Below are 18,584 nucleotides of genomic sequence, written 5' to 3' on the forward strand. Positions count from 1 at the left end.
ACCGAGCGAGTGGGCCTTGAGCAGGTCGTCCAGAGTGTCGCCGAGAGGCTTGCCGTGGGTATCGCCGCGTCGCCACGGGCGGAATCGCCAGCAGGGTCATTTCCGCGCCGCCGGCTCCCGCCGTCGCGAGGCGCCCGGAAAGGTGCCGCGCCTCCTCGACCGCATCCGGCGGCGGCGCAGTCTCGGGCGCGTCTCCGGCAGCCGGCGCATCGCGACGTAGATGCGGTCACTGCCGCCCTCGAGCCGATGTGCCGCCATGCTGACCCGAGTAACGGTTCCCTGCTGCCCGGCAAGGCGCACCGTGCCCGCCATCGCTCGCCGTGTGGGCGTCAGGGCCTCCAGCATGCCGGTGATCCGGCCGCGATCTGCCCGGTCGATCAGGTCGTCGATCGGCCGTCCGGTCCAGGCCGCTATGCTTCGGCCGGTCAGCGCCTCGCTTGCGCCCGACATGGTTTCGATCCGGAGATCGCGGTCGATCGTCAGAAGCAGGTCGCCCCAGCAGAATGCCAGCAGAGCATAGCGATCGCGGTCCTGCCGCAACCCGTTTGTCGCGGCGTCGGCTGTCGACATCCCGTTTCAGTCTCCGTACGGTGTCGAGAATCCGGCCCGCCTCCAGGCCGCATCCATAATGAAACATACACAGCCCCGATGCGAGGCGATCGTATCAATATGCGATGAATTGATTAATTGAGAGTTAACCCGGCTGGCTCATCCCAGTTCCCTGGCCAGCAGGTCGAGCCCGTGGTCCACAGTCGCCCGCCGCACCTCGCCCCGGTTGCCGGCAAAGACGCGCCGTTCGGCCAGGGTCGCGCCGCCCTTGCGTGCCAGGCCGAACCAGACCGTGCCGACCGGTTTCTCCGCCGAGCCACCCTCCGGGCCGGCGATTCCGGTGACCGCCACGGCGAGGTCGGCTTCCGCGCGTGCCAGGGCACCCTCGGCCATTGCCCGCGCCACCGCCTCGCTCACGGCCCCATCCCGCGCGATCAACGCGGGGGAACGCCGAGCATCGTCGTTTTTGCATCGTTCGCGTAGCTGACGAAGCCGTGGCCGAACACGGCGGAAGCGCCGGCGATGTCGGTCAGCGCCGCGGCGATCATTCCGCCGGTGCAGCTTTCCGCGGTCGTGATCCTGCATCCCGCGTCCCGCGCCCGCCCGATCACCAGCGCCGCTTTCGGGTTCACAGCCCCGTTCCCGGCCAGATGAAGCGTAACACCACCAGCACGATCGCGGCGAAGGCTCCGGCGATCCAGTCGTCCGCCATGATGCCGAAGGCGTCGTGCCGCGCATCTGCCAGGCTGATCGGCCAGGGCTTCCGGATGTCGAAGATGCGGAACAGCAGGAAGGCCAGCAGCACGCCCGAGCCGGTCAGCCAGGGCAGGCCGAGCAGGGCGATCATCTGCCCCGCCACCTCGTCGATCACGATCCAGCCCGGATCGCGCCGCGCCATGCCGGTTCCGGGGATCGCAATCAGCCCCGCAGCGCTGGACAGCAGGATTCCGCCGACGAGCGCGCCGATACCGTAATTGTAAAGTATGCAGCCGACGAGCAGCCCGAGCAGTGCGCCGGCGGTGCCCGGCGCGCGCGGCACGAAGCCGACGCCAAGGCCCGAGGCCACGGCTCGGCCCAGAACGCCAGAGGCGCTCACCGCGATGCGGTCCACCGCACCACCGGGTCGGTCGCCGGTTTTCCCTCCAGCGCGCGATAGATCACGATCCCCTCCGTCACCCGTTCCACATAGTTGCGCGTCTCCCCGAACGGGATCTCTTCGATCCACGTCACCAGGTCGGCCCCGCCTTCCGCCTTCGGCATGCGCGGATCGCCATTGGTGGCGACCCACTTCATGACGTTGCCGGGACCACCATTATACGCCGCGATCGCCAGCGGGAGGCAATCGCCGAAACGCTGGAGCAGATGGGCGAAATAGGCCGAGCCGAGCGCGATGTTCCGTGACGGATCATCGAGCAACGCCCGCGGCGGCAAGGCAAGGCCGGCGCGCTGCGCCACCTGCCTTGCCGTTCCCGGCATCAGCTGCATCAGCCCCTCGGCCCCGGAGGGGCTGACCACACGCGGATCGAAACTGCTTTCCTGGCGGATCAGCGACAGGATCACGCTGCGCGGCGGCGGCGGCGGGGGCGGCGGAACGGTCACCGCGGCGGGTTCAAGGCGCGGCTGGCCGGGTGCCGGCAGCAGCCCCGGCGGGATCGGCCAGCCGATATGCACCAGCATGTCGCCCGCCGTCCCGGCCATTCGCGCGACCATGACCGAAGCCGACACCTGGCCGATGCCGTCGGCAAGCCGCGCGTCGAGATATCTGTCGACGAGGCCGGGGCTAAGCTCGGCCATCCGCAGCAGGAAGGCGCGGGCCCGGCGCGGCGCGCCCATCTCGTCCAGCAGCACCGCGGCTTGCGGCAATTCGCGGGCGGCGAAGGCGGAGGCCTGCCCCGTCGTCACCGCAGGGGGGCCAAGCGTGCGGATTCGCACCGCCAGCTGCGCCGGCGTCTCGCCCGCCTGAAGCGCGGCCAACTGGCCGTAGAACGTGTCCGGATAGGCGGCGGCGCGCAGCAAATCGGCCCGCGCCGCCTGGCCGCTCTCGGTCTGCGCCAGCCAGTAGAAGGCGCGGGCACGGGTGATCACGGCGGTGGAAAGCGCGCCCAGCCGCACGAACCAGGGCCGCGCCACGGCCGGTTCTTGCAGCATGCGCAGGGCGATGAATCCGGCGAGGAAATCGCGGCTGGCCCGCGCGTCCTCGCCCGGCGGCCGGGCGGTGGCGACCAGCGCATAGGCGTCCTTCGCATCGCCGGCGGCAAGCAGGTCGCGCGCGAAACTCTCCCGCCGCCGCCAGAGCAGCGCGCGCGCCAGCCCCGTCGCCTGCTTCGCCGCATCCGCGCCCAGCGCCTGCCACAGCGCGAGTCGTCCGGCCTGATCGGGAGTTGCGGCGAGTTCGGCGAAGAACAGGAACGGGGTCGCCCGCTGCTCGATGGTCAGCGCCGCCACCGCCGCTTGCGCCTGCTTGCCGCCATGCGCGAGTGCCATGAAGGCGCGCGCGGTGGCGGCCTCGCCGGCCGGCAACTGATCGAGCAGCATCGTCGCCACGCTCAGTTTGCCGGCGATGGCGAGGCGCGAGAACCGCGCCCAGTTTGTCTGCCGCGTCAGCAGCGCGCCGTATTTCGCCTCGAATGTCGCCGCGCTGGCCGGACTGTCGAACCCGTCGATCCAGGCGCGCCGGGCGAAGCGCGCCGCCTCGCGCGGCGCCACCGGGTCGAGGGCGGCGGCGCAGCGCGCATTGGCGGCGGCGGTTGCGGGCAGCCGGGTGCGGCATTCGCGCCGCACCGCGGCGTCGTCCGGGTCGGCGGCCAGCGCCTCGTTCCACCGTCGCGCCAGGATCCCCTGTTCTGGCCAGTCGGGATATTTCGCCATGAACGCGGCGATCTCGGTTTCGTTCGCAGCGCCGGGGTCGAGCAGCCGGTAATAGGTCGCCAGCCGCGCCACCAGCCGGTCCGGCTGGGTGGCGGCCAGAGTTTCCGCCTCGGTCCAGCGATTGGCGCGGATGTCGTTCATGATCCGGGCGAGGGCAGGGACGGGTTGCAGCGGTGCCGCGATGGCAACCACGCCCAGCGGCGCGGGTGCGGCGCCGAGAGCGAGCAGGGACGTCAGCAGCAGCAGCAACATCCGGACCATGCACGAATCAATAGCAGGACTGATCCCGCGCTCCCATCCCTTGTCGCCGCCGAATGCTGCGAATAGGTTACGTCCACTCACGGAGATTACAATGTTTCACGGCTCACTGGTCGCGCTGGTCACCCCGATGCACGAAGACGGTCGCATCGACGAGGCCGCACTCGAACGTTTCATCGAATGGCAGATCGCCGAGGGCACCGACGGCCTCGTCCCGGTCGGCACCACGGGTGAATCCCCCACGCTCAGCCATGACGAGCACAAGCGCGTGGTGGAAATCACGATCGAGGTCGCGAAGAAACGCGTCCCGGTGATCGCCGGCGCCGGCTCCAACGCCACGCGCGAGGCGATCGGCCTCGCGAAGCATGCCGAATCCGTCGGCGCCGACGGCGTTCTCGTCGTCACTCCCTATTACAACAAGCCGACGCAGGACGGGCTGTTCCGCCACTTCACCGCGGTCGCCGATGCGATCGGCATTCCGCTGATCATCTACAACATCCCGCCCCGCTCGGTGATCGACATGAGCGTGGCGACGATGGCGCGCCTCGCGCAGCACCCCAACATCGTCGGGGTGAAGGACGCGACCGCGAGCCTCACCCGCCCGCTGCATACCGCCGCCGCCTGCGGCGCGTCGTTCTGCCAGCTCTCGGGCGAGGATCACACCGCACTCGCCTTTCTCGCCTCCGGCGGGGTCGGTTGCATTTCGGTCAGCGCCAACATCGCCCCGCGCCTCTGCGCCGAGATGCAGGGGGCCTGGCGCGCCGGCGATGTGAAGACCGCGATGGCGATCCAGTCCCGCCTGCTGCCCCTGCACGATGCGATGTTCGCCGAGAGCAATCCCGCCCCGGCGAAATATGCCGCCTCTCTGCTCGGCTTCGGCTCGGAAGTCTGCCGCCTGCCGCTCGCCCCGCTCGCCGAGGCGACGAAGGCGCAGATGCGCGCCGCGATGACCGGGCTCGGGCTGCTCGGCTGATGGCCGAACCCCGGAAATCCGGGCTGATCTCCCACGGGGTCGCCGCGCAGAACCGCAAGGCCCGGTTCAACTACACGATCAAGGACACGGTCGAGGCCGGACTCGTGCTGCGCGGCGCCGAGGTGAAGTCGCTGCGCATGGGGCGCGCCACCCTCTCCGAGGCCTTCGCCGGCGAGCGTGACGGCGAGATGTATCTCTTCAACATGTACATCCCCGAATATCAGGGCGGCGTGCTCTCCCGTTTCGACACCAAGGGCCCGCGCAAGCTGCTGCTCAAGCGCAAGCAGATCGACCAGCTCCTCGGCGCCATCGCCCGGCAGGGCTCGACCGTCGTTCCGCTCGATGTGCATTTCAACCCGCGCGGCCTCGCCAAGGTCACGCTCGGCATTGCCGAGGGCCGCAAGCAGCACGACAAGCGCCAGGCCATCGCCAAGCGCGACTGGGAACGCGACAAGGCCCGCATCCTCAAGAACCGCTGACCCTCGCCGCGCGCTGGACCGCGCCCCCTTTCACCCCATATCATCGTGTGGCCCGAAAGGAGAACGGCGATGGACGAGGCGGACAAGCAGGGAAACGACGGACCGGATATCAGCCTGATCGGCCAGATCCGCGACAAGCTGATCGGCCGCAAGCAGGACTGGTCGCGCGAGGGGCGGGGCCTGACCGGCGCCACCGCGCCGCCGGCGCAGCGCCTCCCCCCCGGCCAGCGCCTCGTCACCGACTGGCCGGTGCTCGATCTCGGCATCCAGCCGGAGGTGCCGAAATCCGCCTTCCGCCTCGCGATCGACGGCGCTGTCGCCAGCCCCGTCACCCTCGACTGGGACAGGTTCATGGCCCTGCCGCAGCAGGACAGCGTGTCCGACATGCACTGTGTCACCACCTGGTCGCGCTACGACAACCACTGGCGCGGCGTGTCGATCCGCACCATTCTCGACCTCGTCCAGCCGCACCCGGACGCGACCCACGTCCTTTTCGAGTCCTATGACGACTACACGACCAATCTTCGCCTCGACCAGTTCGCCGCCGAGGATTGCTGCCTGGTGCACAGCTGGGAGGGACAGCCGCTGACCCGTCAGCACGGCGGGCCGGTGCGGGTGCTGGTGCCGCGCTACTATCTCTGGAAATCCGCCAAATGGGTCCGCCGCATCACCTTCGCGACGGCCGACCGCAAGGGCTTCTGGGAAACCCGCGGCTACAACAACAACGCCGATCCCTGGGCCGAGGAACGTTACGCCTGATCCCCCCGCCTTCACGCGGGCCCCGGCTTCGGCTACCAGTCGGCTCGAACAGGGTATCCAAATCAGGAGAAACGCGATGATCAAGGTGGGCGACAGGCTCCCGGCCATGAAGCTGATGACCCCCGGCGCCGAGGGGCCGCAGGAGATCGACACCGGCGAGCTCTTCGCCGGCAAGACGGTGGTGCTCTTCGCCGTTCCCGGCGCCTTCACCCCCACCTGCAGCGCGAAGCACGTGCCCGGCTTCCTCGAGCATCACGACGCGCTGAAGGCGAAGGGCGTCGATGAAATCGTCTGCATCGCGGTGAACGACGTGTTCGTGATGTCCGCCTGGGCCGATGATCAGAAGGCCGCGGGCAAGATCACCTTCGTCGCCGACGGCTCTGGCGCCTTCACCCGCGCCATCGGCCTCGAACTGGATCTCATCGCCCGTGGCCTCGGCGTGCGCAGCCAGCGCTATGCCCTCGTGGCGCAGGATGGCGTGGTGACGCATCTCGCCATCGAACAGCCCGGCGGGTTCGACGTCAGCCGGGCCGAGGCGGTGCTGGAGTCGCTCGGCGGCTGAGCCTGCCCGCGTGAGTGCAAACTGCGGCCCGACGCTGAGCGTCGTCGTTCCCTGCTATCGCGAGGAGCCGAACGTCGCCCCCATGGTCGCCGCCCTCGATGCCGCGCTTGCCGGCATCGACTGGGAGGTGATTTTCGTCGATGACGACAGCCCTGACGGCACGGCCGACGCCGCCCGCGCTCTCGCCCGGAGCGATTGCCGCGTGCGCTGCCTCCGCCGGATCGGCCGGCGCGGCCTGTCCTCGGCGGTCATCGAGGGGGTGCTGTCCAGTTCCGCCCCCTTTGTCGCGGTGATCGACGGCGACCTCCAGCATGACGAAACCATCCTCCCCGCGATGCTCGAGGCGGTGCGCGCGGGGGCGGACATCGCGGTGGGCAGCCGCCATGTCGGCGACGGCGACGCCGCCGGTCTCGCCTCGCCGCTGCGCCAGCGCCTCTCCGCCGCCGGCATCGGCCTCGCCCAGAAACTCGCTGGTGTGAGGATTTCCGACCCGATGAGCGGCTTCTTCCTCCTCCGCCAGTCGCTGTTCGAGGATCTGGCGCACCGGCTGAACGGGCAGGGCTTCAAGATCCTGCTCGACCTGCTGCTTTCTGCGCCGGCGCCGCTAAAGGTCGCCGAACTGCCCTACCGCTTCCGCCCCGCGCCGCCGGCGAGAGCAAGCTCGATATTCTGGTGATGGTCCAGTTCGCCGGCCAGTTCGTCGACCGCGCGCTGGGCGGCATGGTGCCGCTGCGTTTCATCGCCTTCGCCCTGGTGGGGCTGTGCGGCATTGTCGTGAACCTTGCGGCGATGCAGGCGAGCCGCGCCGCCGGGCTCGATTTCGGCGCGGCGCAGACGCTTGGCACCGTCGTCGCCATGATCGCCAATTTCGAACTGAACAACCGCCTGACCTACCGCACGATGAAGCTGCGCGGCGCGCGCTACTGGCAGGGGCTTGTGCTGTTCATGCTGGTCTGCGGCCTCGGCGCCATCGCCAATATCGGCATTGCCGGCGCGCTCTATCATGGCGCCGATGCCAACGGTCTTGCTGCCAGCGCCGCGGGCTCGGCGGTTGGCGTCGTCTGGAACTACGCGGTCTCCGCCACCCTGGTCTGGCGGGTGCGATGAGCCGCCGGGCCTGGCTGGTGGCTCTGGCCGGCCTCACCCTCCTGCGCCTCGTCCTCGCCGCCCTCATTCCGCTTGCGCCGGACGAGACCTATTACTGGCTGTGGTCGAAGCACCTCGCCACCGGCTATTACGACGACGCCCCGCTGGTCGCGCTCTGGATCCGCGCCGGCACCGCCCTCGCGGGTGACGGCGCGCTCGGCATCCGCCTGCTCTCGCCGCTCTCCGCCGCGATCGGCACGCTGCTGCTCTGGCGCGCCGGCGAGGACCTCTTTCCCAACCGCCGCGCCGGCCTCACCGCAGCACTACTGCTCAACGCCACCCTGGTGCTGAACGCCGGCGCCATCATCACCACGCCCGACACGCCGCTCCTGCTGTTCTGGACGGCGTCGCTCTGGGCGATGGCGCGTTGGTTCGCCACCGGCGACGACCGCTGGGTCCTCGTGGCCGGCCTCGCCGCGGGGCTCGGCTTCGAGGCCAAATACACCGCCGCCCTGCTGTTCGTCGCGATCGGCCTGTTCATGCTGGTCACGCGCGAGGGCAGGGCGGGGCTGCGCCGGCCTCTGCCCTGGCTCGGCCTGCTGCTCGGCCTGCTGGCGATGCTGCCGGTCGTGAGGTGGAACGCGGCGCATGGCTGGGCGAGCTTCGCCAAGCAGGGCGGCCGCTCCGCGCATCTCGACCTTGTCGGCCTGCCGGGTCACCTGCTCGGGCTGGTTGGCGGGCAGGTGGGCCTCGCCACCCCGATCGTCCTCGGCCTGATGGTCTGGGGCGTCTGGTCGCTGCGGCGCGACCGTTCCGCCCCAGCCCGCCTTGTCCTGCTTGCGGTGCTGGTGCCCGCCGCCGTCTTCGTCGAGCACACGCTCTCCGGCCCGGTGCAGGCGAACTGGCCCGCCATTCTCTATCCCGGCGCCGCCCTCGCGGCCGGCGCCATCGCCCCGCGAATCGCCCACGTCTGGCTGCGGGCCGCCGCAGCACTCGGCTTCCTGCTGGCCGCGATTGTCTGGCTCCAGGCCGCCGTCGCCCTGTTCCCGCTGCCTCCGCATCGCGATCCGACCGCAATCCGCCTCGCTGGCTGGAAGGCGCTGGCGCGCAATGTCGCCCGCGCCGCCGCGTCGCGCCATCTCACCGTGATCGCCAGCACCGACTACAGCACCCTGTCCGAACTGGCACATGATCTGCCGCCCCGCTTCGCCGTGGTCGGACTCGGCCCGCGCTGGTGCTTCTTCGCCGCCCCGCCAGCCGCGCCCGGCACGCCGGTCCTGCTGGTCGAACCGTCCTGGCTCGCCGGTTTCGCCGCAAGCGAGGTCGCCGCCGCCGCCCCTGCCGGCCATGCCGCCCGCCGGCGCGCCGGCGTCGCGATCGAATCCTACGTCCTGTCCGCCGCCCGGCTCGCCGCCGCCCCCGCCGCACTCATGAGGCCCAAGCAATGACCCGCCTGCCCACCGCCGAGGATGTTCTCGCCGCCCGCGCCCTGATCGCCCCGCACATCGTCCGCACCCCGACGCTGCGCTCTCCCGCGCTCGACGAGCGGACCGGCGCCGAGGTCTTCATCAAGGCCGAGCCCTTGCAGCGCACGGGCAGCTTCAAGTTGCGCGGCGCGACCAACGCGATCCTGAGACTCGACCCTGCGGCGCGTGAAGCGGGCGTCGTCGCCTATTCCTCGGGCAATCATGGTCAGGCGGTGGCCTGCGCTGCGGCGGCTCTCGGAATTCCGGCCACGATCGTGATGCCGCGCGACGCGCCTGCCATCAAGCGCGAGTCGACCGCCGCCTGGGGCGCCGAAATCGTCCAGTACGACCGCCGTACCGAAGACCGCGTCGCAATCTCCGCCGCAATTGCCGCGCGCACCGGCGCCGTCCTTATCCCGCCTTTCGACCATCCCGACGTGATTGCCGGGCAGGGCACCCTTGCCCTCGAACTGGTGGATGACGCGCGGGCGGCGGGCGCCGAACTCGATATTGTCTTCGTCTGCACCGGCGGCGGCGGCCTCACCGCCGGCTGCGCCCTTGCCCTCGAACACGCCTCGCCGGAGACCCGGCTGATCGCCGTCGAGCCCGAGGGGTGGGACGATACCGGCCGTTCGCTGGCGGCCGGCGCCCGCCTCGCCAATGACGGTGCGGGCTCCGCGCTGTGCGACGCGCTGATGGCGATGACGCCCGGCGAACTCACCTTCGCGCTGAACGCGCCCCGCCTCGCCGGCGCCGTCGCGGTTGGCGAGGTGGAGGTGCTTGCCGCGATGGGCTTCGCGCTGCGGCATCTCAAGCTCGTGGTCGAACCCGGGGGCGCCGTGGCGCTGGCGGCGGTGCTGGCCGAGGCGCTGCCGCTTGACGGTTTGTCCGTCGGCGTTGTCCTGTCGGGGGGGAACGCCGATCCGGAAATTCTGACCCGCGTCCTTGCTGTGACCTCCTGATGGCCTGATTTAGGCTTTTTTAACACCTACCCCTGATACTCCGGCTCCGAAAGGCAGCACGGAGTTCATGGCGCAGCGCAAGAAAAAGGGCGGCAAGGGCGGCGATCAGGCGGTCAACCTGATCATCCGTCGCGAAGAGATCATCGAGGCCGGCCATCATGGCGGGTCCTGGAAGATCGCGTATGCCGACTTCGTGACGGCGATGATGGCATTCTTTCTGCTGATGTGGCTGATCAGCGCCACGACAAAGGCGCAGCGCATCGGCCTTGCCGACTATTTCAGCCAGGCCAACGTGCTCAATCGCGGCGCTTCCGGCGAGGGCAAGCCCTTCGGTGGCAAGACTCCATTCGACAAAGGCTCGCTCGCGTCCGATCTCGGTGCGGTCCGTGTCACTGTCGGGCACAACCCCGTCTCCTATCAGGTGCCGCACACGCCGCAGGGGCGTCAGGTCCGTCCCGACCATCCGACCGGCAAGGACATGGTGAATACCTCGCCGGGTTCTGGCCATCAGCCCCGTGCCGACAGTTCGCAATCGTCATCCACGCCGCGCCCGGCACCTGTCTTGCAGAAGCCGCAGCCAGCCGGCTCTGCCGGGTCAGCCATCCAGGGCGCCTTCGGTGGGGTTGCGCCCGGCAATCTCGGGATCGCCCAACTGAAGATCGCCGGCACCGAGATCAAGGATATGGTGGCGCAGGATCCGAACCTCGCCTCGCTGTCCAAACAGGTGAGCGTGACGGTCACGCCGGAAGGCCTGCGCATCCAGATCATGGACGCGCACAAGCGGCCGATGTTCGCGTTGGGGTCGTCCCAGCCCAATCCCATGACGCTGCGGCTGCTCACCAAGATAGCGCCAATCCTGAGCGGCCTCGGCGATCACATCCGCATCGCCGGCTACACCGACGCGAGACCTTACGTCGCTGGCCCCAAGGACAATTGGGATCTTTCTGTCGAGCGCGCGAACGCGACGCGCCAGGTTCTTGTCAAGGCCGGCTTTCCGAAGCGACTGATCGCGCGCGTGAGCGGCTATGCCGACCACAAGTTGCTCATCCCATCCAACCCTCTGGCGGCGGCCAATCGGCGGGTGGGGATACTGGTGGTGCGACCGGCACTGCCTAAAGGGGTCAAAACAGCTGGCGCTGCGGCGCCATGACCCGACCGGAGAAGCAATATTCTGGAATATCGGTGATTTATGCTCACTCTGGGAGGCGTTGCATTCCTGCTCGTCTGTGTATTCGGGGTCTTCATCGTTACTGGGGGGGCCATCATCCCGCTGCTCAAGTCGATGCCTTTCGAACTCATCACGATCGGCGGCGCTGCGATTGGCACGTTTGTGGCCGGCAACTCGATGCACGACATCAAGCACACGATGGGCGGCTTCAAGAAGGTTCTGCGCGGCAGCGCCTTCAAGAAGACCGATTATATCGATCTGCTGTGCCTGCTGTTCTACCTCGTCCGCCTCGCGGCGACACGCGGCGCAATGGCGCTGGAGCCGCATATCGAGCGGCCGGATGAAAGTCCGGTCTTCAAGCATTTCCCGACGATCCTGAAAAATCACGAGGCCACCGGCATCATCTGCGACTATCTGCGGATGGTTGGCATGAACGCCGACGATCCGCACCAGATCGAGGACGTGATGGCGCGGGAATTGCGCAAGACCCTTGCCGAGGAACTGCACGGCGCGCATTCGTTGCAGACCATGGCGGATGGTCTGCCTGCGCTCGGCATCGTCGCGGCCGTGCTTGGCGTGATCAAGACCATGGCCGACATTAGCAAGCCGCCCGCGGTGCTCGGGGAGATGATCGGCGAGGCCCTCACGGGCACGTTTCTCGGCGTGTTGCTGGCCTATGGCGTGGTGGGGCCGCTGTCCACGCGGCTACGCGGCGTGGTCGAGGAGGAATCCCGCTATCTGGAAGTGATCCGCGCGGTTCTGGTTGCCCATTTGCACGGCAACGCGCCGCAGGTCAGTGTGGAGGTCGGCCGCAAGATGGTGCCGAACCCCCTGATGCCGACATTCAGCGAGCTTGAGGAGTCGATCGAATCCCTCAAGATCGCAACCTGATCATGCCCATGACATGTTCCGATCCTCCCGGATCGAATATGTCGGTCTGTGATATCGAGGATTACAGTGTCCCGATCCGGTCGGATGATCCCAGAGGCGCCGATGACGCTTTAGCCTGGTCCGGCGAGATGCCGTTGCATCAGGACGACGTCGATCCAGCGGCCGAACTTGAACCCCACGTCGCGGAGCGTGCCGACGCGCTGGAACCCGAGGCTCGCATGCACGCCGATCGAGCCGACATTGTCCGAATCTCCGATGACTGCAAGCATCTGCCGGAATCCTGCTTCGCGCGCTTCATCGAGCAGCCGTGCCACAAGCGCCTTGCCCACGCCCTGGCCCCTGACGTCCTCCCGCACATAGACGCTGTCCTCAGCCGTGAACCGATAGGCCGAGCGGTCGCGATACTGGTCGAAATAGGCATATCCGAGAATGCCCGTCGCATCCGCCGCGACCACCCAGCTTCGTCCCCTGCCGGTGATCTCGCGATGTCGCGCCGCAACCGCCTCGAGCGAGGGTGGCACCTCGTCGAACGTGCCGGTGCCCTCCAGCACATGATGGGCGTAGATCGCCTGGCAGGCGGGCAGATCTTCCGGGGTGGCGGGGCGGATATCCATCGACGCAACTCCTTTGCAGGTCGGACTCTGATGCAGCACCGCCGGTTCGGAAACGCAAGACCCGCACGCCAGTGAGCACGATCTATGGCAAATGGTCTGATTTAGTGTTAGGTTATGGATAGATGTTTGATTGGATATTTTATTTCGTAACCGGGTGCGTTTTTTGCACCCCGCGGTGCCTCATTTCGGCGCTGCAGACCGGCAGATGCGCCCCGGGCGAAAAATCCATCGCAACGGGGAAAGAATTTGTCTGATGCACGATACCAGCGAGCCGATCGACCCTGCGCCGCAGAGCGGCGTGGTACCTCATGTCCGCGTCCTCGCGGTCAGGGCGGCGGCGCGGTTTCACGGGGTCGATCTCGACCCTGAGCTGCTACGCAAGGACACGGATCCTGCGGCAGTGCCGGGCTCGCCCGCCCTTGTCGAGTGGGCGCGCGAGGCCGGGCTCTGGGCACGCGCCATCCGTGTCGGTTTCCGCCAGCTCCTCAAGACTGACACGACCGCTCCCGTAATTCTCCTGATGAAGGATGGCGGCGCGGCGCTGATGATGGCCTGCGACCGTGAGCGCGCCGTCGTCTTCCTGCGCGATCCCCGCGCCCCGCAGGGAACGGCTTCGGTGCCGATTGACGAGCTGCAACTCGCCCAGCTCTGGGATGGCACGGTTCTGCTGATCCGCGGCGAGCGCGCCGAAGAAGACGCCGATCCGATCTTCAACTTCACCCTGCTGTTCCGGATGGTCTGGCGTGAGAAGCGCCTCCTGCGCGACATCGCGGTGAGTTCCGTCACCCTGACCATCCTGCAGATCATTCCGGCGCTGCTCGTCATGGTCGTGCTCAACAGCGTGATCGAATACCACGCGATGAATACGCTGGCGCTGATGTCGATCATCTTCGGTATCAGCATTCTCTGGGAGGCGCTGCTCACCTGGGGTCGGCAGATGATGCTGGTCACGCTTTCCACCAGGATCGATGCCCGGCTGAATCTGATGATCTTCGATCGGTTGATGACGATTCCGATCGAATTCTTCGAACGCAACCAGGCGGGGCAGATCGCCTACAAGGTTTCCCAGATCTATCGTGTGCGCGACTTCATCACCGGTCGCCTGCTGACGACCTTCATCAACATCTTCATGATCGCGCTGGTTCTGCCGATCCTGTTCTACCTCAATGCCTTCCTGGCCTGGACCATTTTGATCGCTTCGGCGATCATCGCCATCATCATCACTGCCTTTCTCCCGGCGATCGCCCGTCTGACCGGGCGCATCATCGAGGCAGAGAGCGCGAAGGGCGCGGTTCTCGTCGAGAGTCTTTACGGCGTGCGGACGGTGAAATCGCTGGCGCTTGAAAAGGTTCGCGCTGATGACTGGGATGGCCGTGTCGCGTTGACAAGTCGGCTTAACCTCGAAATGGGCCAGCTCTCGGCCTGGCCGCAGGTGCTCTCGCTCCCCTTCGACCGCTATGCCTCGATCGGCGTTCTGCTGCTGGGCGGCTATGTCGCGCTTACCGCGCAGAATCCGCTCGCCGCCGGATCGCTGGTCGGGTTCATGCTCCTCGGCGGGCGTGTTGCCGGCCCGCTGGTCTCTTTCGCCCGTCTTGTGCAGGACGCGCAGGAGGCTCGCGCGGCCTTTGCCATTGTCGGCGAAGTGCTTAACCGGCCGACCGAACGGCGCGCCATGAACACCGGCCTGCGCCCGGCTTTTCATGGCGCCATCGAATTCGAGGATGTGACCTTCACGTATGAGGGCGCAAAGACACCGGCGCTGAACAAGGTCAGTTTCGCGGTGCCCGAGGGGACCATGCTCGGCATTGTCGGCCGTTCCGGATCGGGCAAATCCACGATCACCCGTCTGCTCCAGGGGATGTTGATTTCCGCTGAGATCTGACCCGGGAAGGCCGGATTTTTCCACTGAGATTTGACCCATGTTTGACTGTTTCCCCGTCTGGAAGAGGCGGGGGCGAACGGAGTGTTGGACATGGCGTTTTTGAGCATTATCCGCCGGTGGCATAAGCGTGAGCATGTGCCGATCCGAGAGATTTCCCGGCGCACAGGCGTGTCGCGGAACACGATCCGCAAATATCTTCGGTCTGATGTGATTGAGCCGAAGTTTCAGGTTCCGGACCGGCCGAGCAAGCTTGATCCTTATGCCGAGAAGCTTTTGGCGTGGCTGCGCCGTGAAGCTGGCCGGCCGCGCAAGCAGCGGCGGACGGTCAAGCAGCTATACGGTGATCTCGTCAGCCTGGGCTATGACGGTTCCTACAATCGTGTGGCGGCCTTTGCCCGGGCTTGGAAGGGGGAGTGCCAACGGCTGCAGCAGACCGCCGGCCGGGGAACCTTCGTGCCCTTGGCCTTTGCGCCTGGCGAGGCGTTCCAGTTTGACTGGAGCGAAGATTTTGCGATCATCGGTGGCGTCCGCGTCAAGTTGCAGGTGGCGCACACCAAACTGTCGCATAGCCGGGCGTTCATTGTTCGGGCCTATCTGCTGCAGACACATGAGATGTTGTTCGACGCGCATAACCACGCCTTCCAAGCTCTCGGCGGCGTACCGCGGCGCGGGATTTACGACAACATGCGCACCGCCGTTGACAAGGTCGGCCGTGGCAAGGAGCGCAGCGTCAACGCCCGCTTCCTGGCGATGACCAGCCATTATCTCTTCGAGGCCGAGTTCTGTAATCGGGCCGCCGGTTGGGAGAAGGGGCAGGTTGAGAAGAACGTCCAGGATGCACGCCACCGCCTGTGGCAGTCCATGCCTCCGTTCGAAAGCTTGGACGCCCTGAACGACTGGCTGGAGCGGCGCTGCCGGGAGCTGTGGGAGCAGACCGCGCATGGCAACGAGCCGGGAACCATTGCCGATGTCTGGGCCAGCGAGGTTGAGAGCCTCATGCCTGTGGGCCGTCCGTTCGATGGGTTCGTGGAACACACCAAGCGGGTCTCCTCGACCTGCCTGATCCACTTGGAGCGTAACCGCTACAGCGTGCCGGCCTCTTTTGCCAACCGGCCGGTCAGCCTGCGGGTCTATCCCGACAGGCTGGTGGTGGCGGCGGAGGGGCAAATCATCTGCGAGCATCCGCGCATCATCGACCGGACGCACAACGGCCCAGGGCGCACTGTGTATGACTGGCGGCATTATCTGGCGGTGATCCAGCGCAAGCCGGGCGCCTTGCGCAACGGTGCGCCGTTCCTGGAATTGCCCGATGCCTTCAAGCGGCTGCAGCAACATCTCCTGCGCCGTCCTGGCGGTGACCGGGAGATGGTGGAGATCCTGGCCCTGGTGCTGCACCATGACGAGCAGGCGGTGTTGGTGGCGGTGGAACTGGCGCTGGAGGACGGCGTGCCGTCCAAGACGCATATCATCAACCGGCTCCACCGGCTGATCGACGGCAAACAGGCTCCGCCTCCGGTCATCACCGCGCCACAGGCACTGACATTGGCCAATGAACCCAAGGCTGACGTCGAGCGCTACGATAGCTTGCGCCAATCTGAGGAGGCCCGCCATGCGTCATGATCCCGCCACCGGCGCGCTCGTCATCATGCTGCGCAGCCTCAAAATGCACGGCATGGCACAGGCCGTCGATGAACTGGCCCAGCAGGGTGCCCCGGCCTTCGAAGCCGCCATCCCGGTACTCTCCCAGTTGCTCAAGGCCGAGACCGCTGAGCGCGAGGTCCGCTCCATGGCCTATCAGTTCAAGGCCGCCCGCTTCCCGGCCTATCGCGACCTGGCCGGCTTCGACTTCGCCAGCAGCGAGGTCAATGAGGCCCTGGTCCGCCAGTTGCATCGTTGCGACTTCATCGAACCCGCCGACAATGTCGTGCTCGTCGGCGGCCCGGGCACGGGCAAAACCCACATCGCCACCGCGCTCGGCGTGCAGGCCGTCGAGCATCACAAAAAGCGCGTCCGCTTCTTCTCCACCGTCGAGCTGGTCAATGCTCTGGAGCAGGAAAAAGCTCAGGGAAAGGCTGGGCAAATCGCCGGCCGTCTGATCCATGCCGACCTCGTCATCCTCGATGAGCTTGGCTATCTGCCCTTCAGCGCCTCAGGCGGAGCTTTGCTGTTCCATCTGCTCAGCAAGCTCTACGAGCGCACCAGCGTCGTCATCACCACCAACCTGAGCTTCAGCGAATGGTCCGCCGTCTTCGGCGACGCCAAGATGACCACCGCGCTCCTCGATCGCCTCACCCACCACTGCCATATCCTCGAGACCGGAAATGACAGCTTCAGGTTCAAAAATAGCTCCGTGCAGAAATCCCAAAAACGAAAGGAGAAAAATCCAGCCTTGACCCCATCATGAAACTCAAATCATAAACTATGGGCGGGTCAAATCTCGATGGAATTCCCGGGTCAGATCTCAGCGGAAATCAACAGGAAGGTGAAAAATCACTCCATGACCGCCATTTCCGGCTTCTCCGTCTTCGCGGCCATGGCGGTGCGTGGCGGCCGGCGCATCAGCAACAGGCAGAACATGGTCGGGATGCTCACGATCATCATGAACTTGAACGAATCGATGAAGGAGATGATCTGGGCCTGCTGGTCGAGGGTTGCGTTCAGCAGCGCGGCGCCGGCATGCGTGAGTGGATCGAGCATGTGCGATACAGCGCCGCCCACCTGAAGGTTGCGGCTGAATGGCGTCACGTGGTCGGCCAGAGTCGCGTGGTTCACCTGCGCCATCTGCACCTGCACCGCCTCGGTGACGGAAATGCCCACCGCCATGCCGATATTTCGCATCAGGCTGAGCAGCGAGGTTCCCTGTGTGCGTAGCGCCTGCGGCAGCGTGTAGAAGGCGACGACCTGCAGCGGCGTGAACACGAACCCAAGCCCCATCCCCTGCACGATCAGCGTTTCGACCATGTAGTCCTGCGGCGAGGAGGGCAACCATTGCTGCATCATCCAGAACGAGACGACGAGCAGCGCGAAGCCCGCCGCCATCAGCGCGCGCGGGTCGATCCGGTTCGACAGCCGCCCCGCCAGCATCATCGCGCCCATCGTGCCGATGCCGCGTGGCGCCATCACGAGGCCCGCCGTCTCCACCGGATAGTTGCCGAGCTTTTCCAGGAAGGGCGGCATCAGCGTCGCCGAGGAGAGCAGCACCGAGCCGACCGCGAACATGGTGATCAGCCCGGCATTCAGATTTCGGTCGGCGAACACGCCGCGCGGGATGAAAGGCGCCTTCGCGGTCATCATGTGGACGATGAACAGATAGAGCCCGATGACGGCCAGCACCGCGAAGGTGACGATTTCGGGTGAACCGAACCAGTCCTTCTCCTGCCCGCGATCAAGCATGATCTGCAACGACCCGAGAAAGAGCGACAGCACGGCAAAGCCGATCCAGTCGAAATGCCCGCTTGCCGGCCGCTTCGCCCGCTTCGGCATGAAGGCGCCGAGCGCCAGCAGGGCAGCGACGCCAAACGGCACGTTGACGAAGAACACGTAGCGCCAGTCGTAGAAATAGGTGAGATAGCCGCCCAGCGTCGGCCCGAGGATGGGGCCGATCATCACGCCAACACCCCAGATCGCCATTGCCGAGCCACGCTTCTCGACCGGGTAGATGTCCAGCATGGTGGACTGGCTCAACGGCACCAGCGCCGCGCCGAACACGCCTTGCAGCAGCCGGTCCATCACCATCTCGCCGAGCGAGGTGGCGACGCCGCACATCATCGAGCTGACGGTGAAGCCCACCAGCGAGAACAGGAAGATGTTCTTCCGCCCATACTGAGCGGCAAGCCAGCCAACCGGCGCGGTCATGATCGCCGCGGCGATCACGTAGGAGGTCAGAACCCAGGTGATCTCGTCATACGAGGCCGAGAGCGAGCCCTGCATGTAGGGCAGCGAGACGTTGGCGATGGTCGCGTCCAGCGCCTGCATCAGCGTGCCGATCATGCAGCCGACCGTCACGATCGCGCGCGGCAGCCCGCTGAGCTGCATTTCCTCCTCGTGCGAAGCCGGCCCGGCCATGG

At 66.7% G+C, this 18,584-nt stretch carries 16 protein-coding genes and 2 pseudogenes; 12 read left to right on the plus strand and 6 right to left on the minus strand.

Annotated features, from left to right (window positions below; translation table 11 throughout):
- Positions 1–96: 96 nt before the first annotated feature.
- From ACIDOCELLA78_RS000000102390 to ACIDOCELLA78_RS000000102405, 4 genes and pseudogenes are all read right to left on the minus strand, one after another.
- Positions 97–570, minus strand: coding sequence for a PAS domain-containing protein (locus ACIDOCELLA78_RS000000102390; RefSeq protein ID WP_249675444.1), 474 nt, complete (start codon positions 568–570; stop codon positions 97–99).
- A gap of 138 nt (positions 571–708) precedes the next feature.
- Positions 709–1,181, minus strand: a pseudogene (locus tag ACIDOCELLA78_RS000000102395) (CinA family protein).
- On the minus strand, positions 1,178–1,660 hold the full coding sequence (locus ACIDOCELLA78_RS000000102400; RefSeq protein ID WP_201728227.1) for a phosphatidylglycerophosphatase A: 483 nt from the start codon (positions 1,658–1,660) through the stop codon (positions 1,178–1,180). The pseudogene ACIDOCELLA78_RS000000102395 and the gene ACIDOCELLA78_RS000000102400 overlap by 4 nt, the downstream one beginning before the upstream one ends.
- Positions 1,642–3,678 (minus strand): lytic transglycosylase domain-containing protein, encoded by a 2,037-nt coding sequence (locus ACIDOCELLA78_RS000000102405; RefSeq protein ID WP_201728228.1) that lies wholly within the window; start codon positions 3,676–3,678, stop codon positions 1,642–1,644. The genes ACIDOCELLA78_RS000000102400 and ACIDOCELLA78_RS000000102405 overlap by 19 nt, the downstream gene beginning before the upstream one ends.
- Positions 3,679–3,769: 91 nt before the next feature.
- Between ACIDOCELLA78_RS000000102405 and dapA the strand changes: the two genes are divergently transcribed.
- The 9 genes and pseudogenes from dapA to motA all read left to right on the plus strand — a co-directional run bounded on the left by dapA (position 3,770) and on the right by motA (position 12,021).
- Positions 3,770–4,648: a 4-hydroxy-tetrahydrodipicolinate synthase gene (gene dapA / locus ACIDOCELLA78_RS000000102410; protein ID WP_201728229.1), complete on the plus strand. Its 879-nt coding sequence runs from the start codon at positions 3,770–3,772 to the stop codon at positions 4,646–4,648.
- Positions 4,648–5,127 carry an SsrA-binding protein SmpB gene (gene smpB / locus ACIDOCELLA78_RS000000102415; RefSeq protein WP_201728230.1) on the plus strand — a complete coding sequence of 160 codons (480 nt, stop codon included), beginning with the start codon at positions 4,648–4,650 and terminating at the stop codon, positions 5,125–5,127. The genes dapA and smpB overlap by 1 nt, the downstream gene beginning before the upstream one ends.
- Positions 5,128–5,196: 69 nt before the next feature.
- Complete coding sequence (locus ACIDOCELLA78_RS000000102420) at positions 5,197–5,886, plus strand: sulfite oxidase-like oxidoreductase (protein ID WP_201728231.1); 690 nt, start codon at positions 5,197–5,199, stop codon at positions 5,884–5,886.
- 76 nt (positions 5,887–5,962) lie between these two features.
- Positions 5,963–6,448 (plus strand): peroxiredoxin, encoded by a 486-nt coding sequence (locus ACIDOCELLA78_RS000000102425; protein ID WP_201728232.1) that lies wholly within the window; start codon positions 5,963–5,965, stop codon positions 6,446–6,448.
- Positions 6,449–6,530: 82 nt separating this feature from the next.
- A pseudogene (locus tag ACIDOCELLA78_RS000000102430) lies at positions 6,531–7,555 on the plus strand (glycosyltransferase).
- A complete protein-coding gene (locus ACIDOCELLA78_RS000000102435) occupies positions 7,552–8,982 on the plus strand; it encodes a glycosyltransferase family 39 protein (RefSeq protein WP_201728233.1) in 1,431 nt (476 codons plus the stop codon). The pseudogene ACIDOCELLA78_RS000000102430 and the gene ACIDOCELLA78_RS000000102435 overlap by 4 nt, the downstream one beginning before the upstream one ends.
- The gene (locus ACIDOCELLA78_RS000000102440) at positions 8,979–9,962 is read left to right on the plus strand and encodes a threonine/serine dehydratase (protein WP_201728234.1); all 984 of its coding nucleotides are present in this window, start codon (positions 8,979–8,981) and stop codon (positions 9,960–9,962) included. The genes ACIDOCELLA78_RS000000102435 and ACIDOCELLA78_RS000000102440 overlap by 4 nt, the downstream gene beginning before the upstream one ends.
- 67 nt (positions 9,963–10,029) lie before the next feature.
- Positions 10,030–11,112 carry a flagellar motor protein MotB gene (locus ACIDOCELLA78_RS000000102445; RefSeq protein WP_201728235.1) on the plus strand — a complete coding sequence of 361 codons (1,083 nt, stop codon included), beginning with the start codon at positions 10,030–10,032 and terminating at the stop codon, positions 11,110–11,112.
- 39 nt (positions 11,113–11,151) lie between these two features.
- On the plus strand, positions 11,152–12,021 hold the full coding sequence (gene motA / locus ACIDOCELLA78_RS000000102450) for a flagellar motor stator protein MotA (protein WP_201728236.1): 870 nt from the start codon (positions 11,152–11,154) through the stop codon (positions 12,019–12,021).
- 110 nt (positions 12,022–12,131) lie between these two features.
- Here motA and ACIDOCELLA78_RS000000102455 read toward each other — a convergent pair whose 3' ends face one another.
- Complete coding sequence (locus tag ACIDOCELLA78_RS000000102455; RefSeq protein WP_201728237.1) at positions 12,132–12,635, minus strand: GNAT family N-acetyltransferase; 504 nt, start codon at positions 12,633–12,635, stop codon at positions 12,132–12,134.
- Positions 12,636–12,888: 253 nt separating this feature from the next.
- Between ACIDOCELLA78_RS000000102455 and ACIDOCELLA78_RS000000102460 the strand changes: the two genes are divergently transcribed.
- The 3 genes from ACIDOCELLA78_RS000000102460 (at position 12,889) to istB (ending at position 16,921) form a co-directional block, all read left to right on the plus strand.
- Positions 12,889–14,517: a peptidase domain-containing ABC transporter gene (locus tag ACIDOCELLA78_RS000000102460; RefSeq protein WP_249675459.1), complete on the plus strand. Its 1,629-nt coding sequence runs from the start codon at positions 12,889–12,891 to the stop codon at positions 14,515–14,517.
- A gap of 90 nt (positions 14,518–14,607) precedes the next feature.
- Positions 14,608–16,137: an IS21 family transposase gene (istA, locus tag ACIDOCELLA78_RS000000102465; RefSeq protein ID WP_201727588.1), complete on the plus strand. Its 1,530-nt coding sequence runs from the start codon at positions 14,608–14,610 to the stop codon at positions 16,135–16,137.
- Complete coding sequence (gene istB, locus ACIDOCELLA78_RS000000102470; RefSeq protein ID WP_013641220.1) at positions 16,127–16,921, plus strand: IS21-like element helper ATPase IstB; 795 nt, start codon at positions 16,127–16,129, stop codon at positions 16,919–16,921. The genes istA and istB overlap by 11 nt, the downstream gene beginning before the upstream one ends.
- Before the next feature lie 86 nt (positions 16,922–17,007).
- Here the strand turns inward: istB and ACIDOCELLA78_RS000000102475 are convergent, their stop codons facing one another.
- Positions 17,008–18,582, minus strand: coding sequence for a DHA2 family efflux MFS transporter permease subunit (locus tag ACIDOCELLA78_RS000000102475; RefSeq protein ID WP_201728238.1), 1,575 nt, complete (start codon positions 18,580–18,582; stop codon positions 17,008–17,010).
- Positions 18,583–18,584 lie beyond the last annotated feature (2 nt).

The sequence above is a fragment of the Acidocella sp. C78 genome (genome assembly GCF_907164655.1).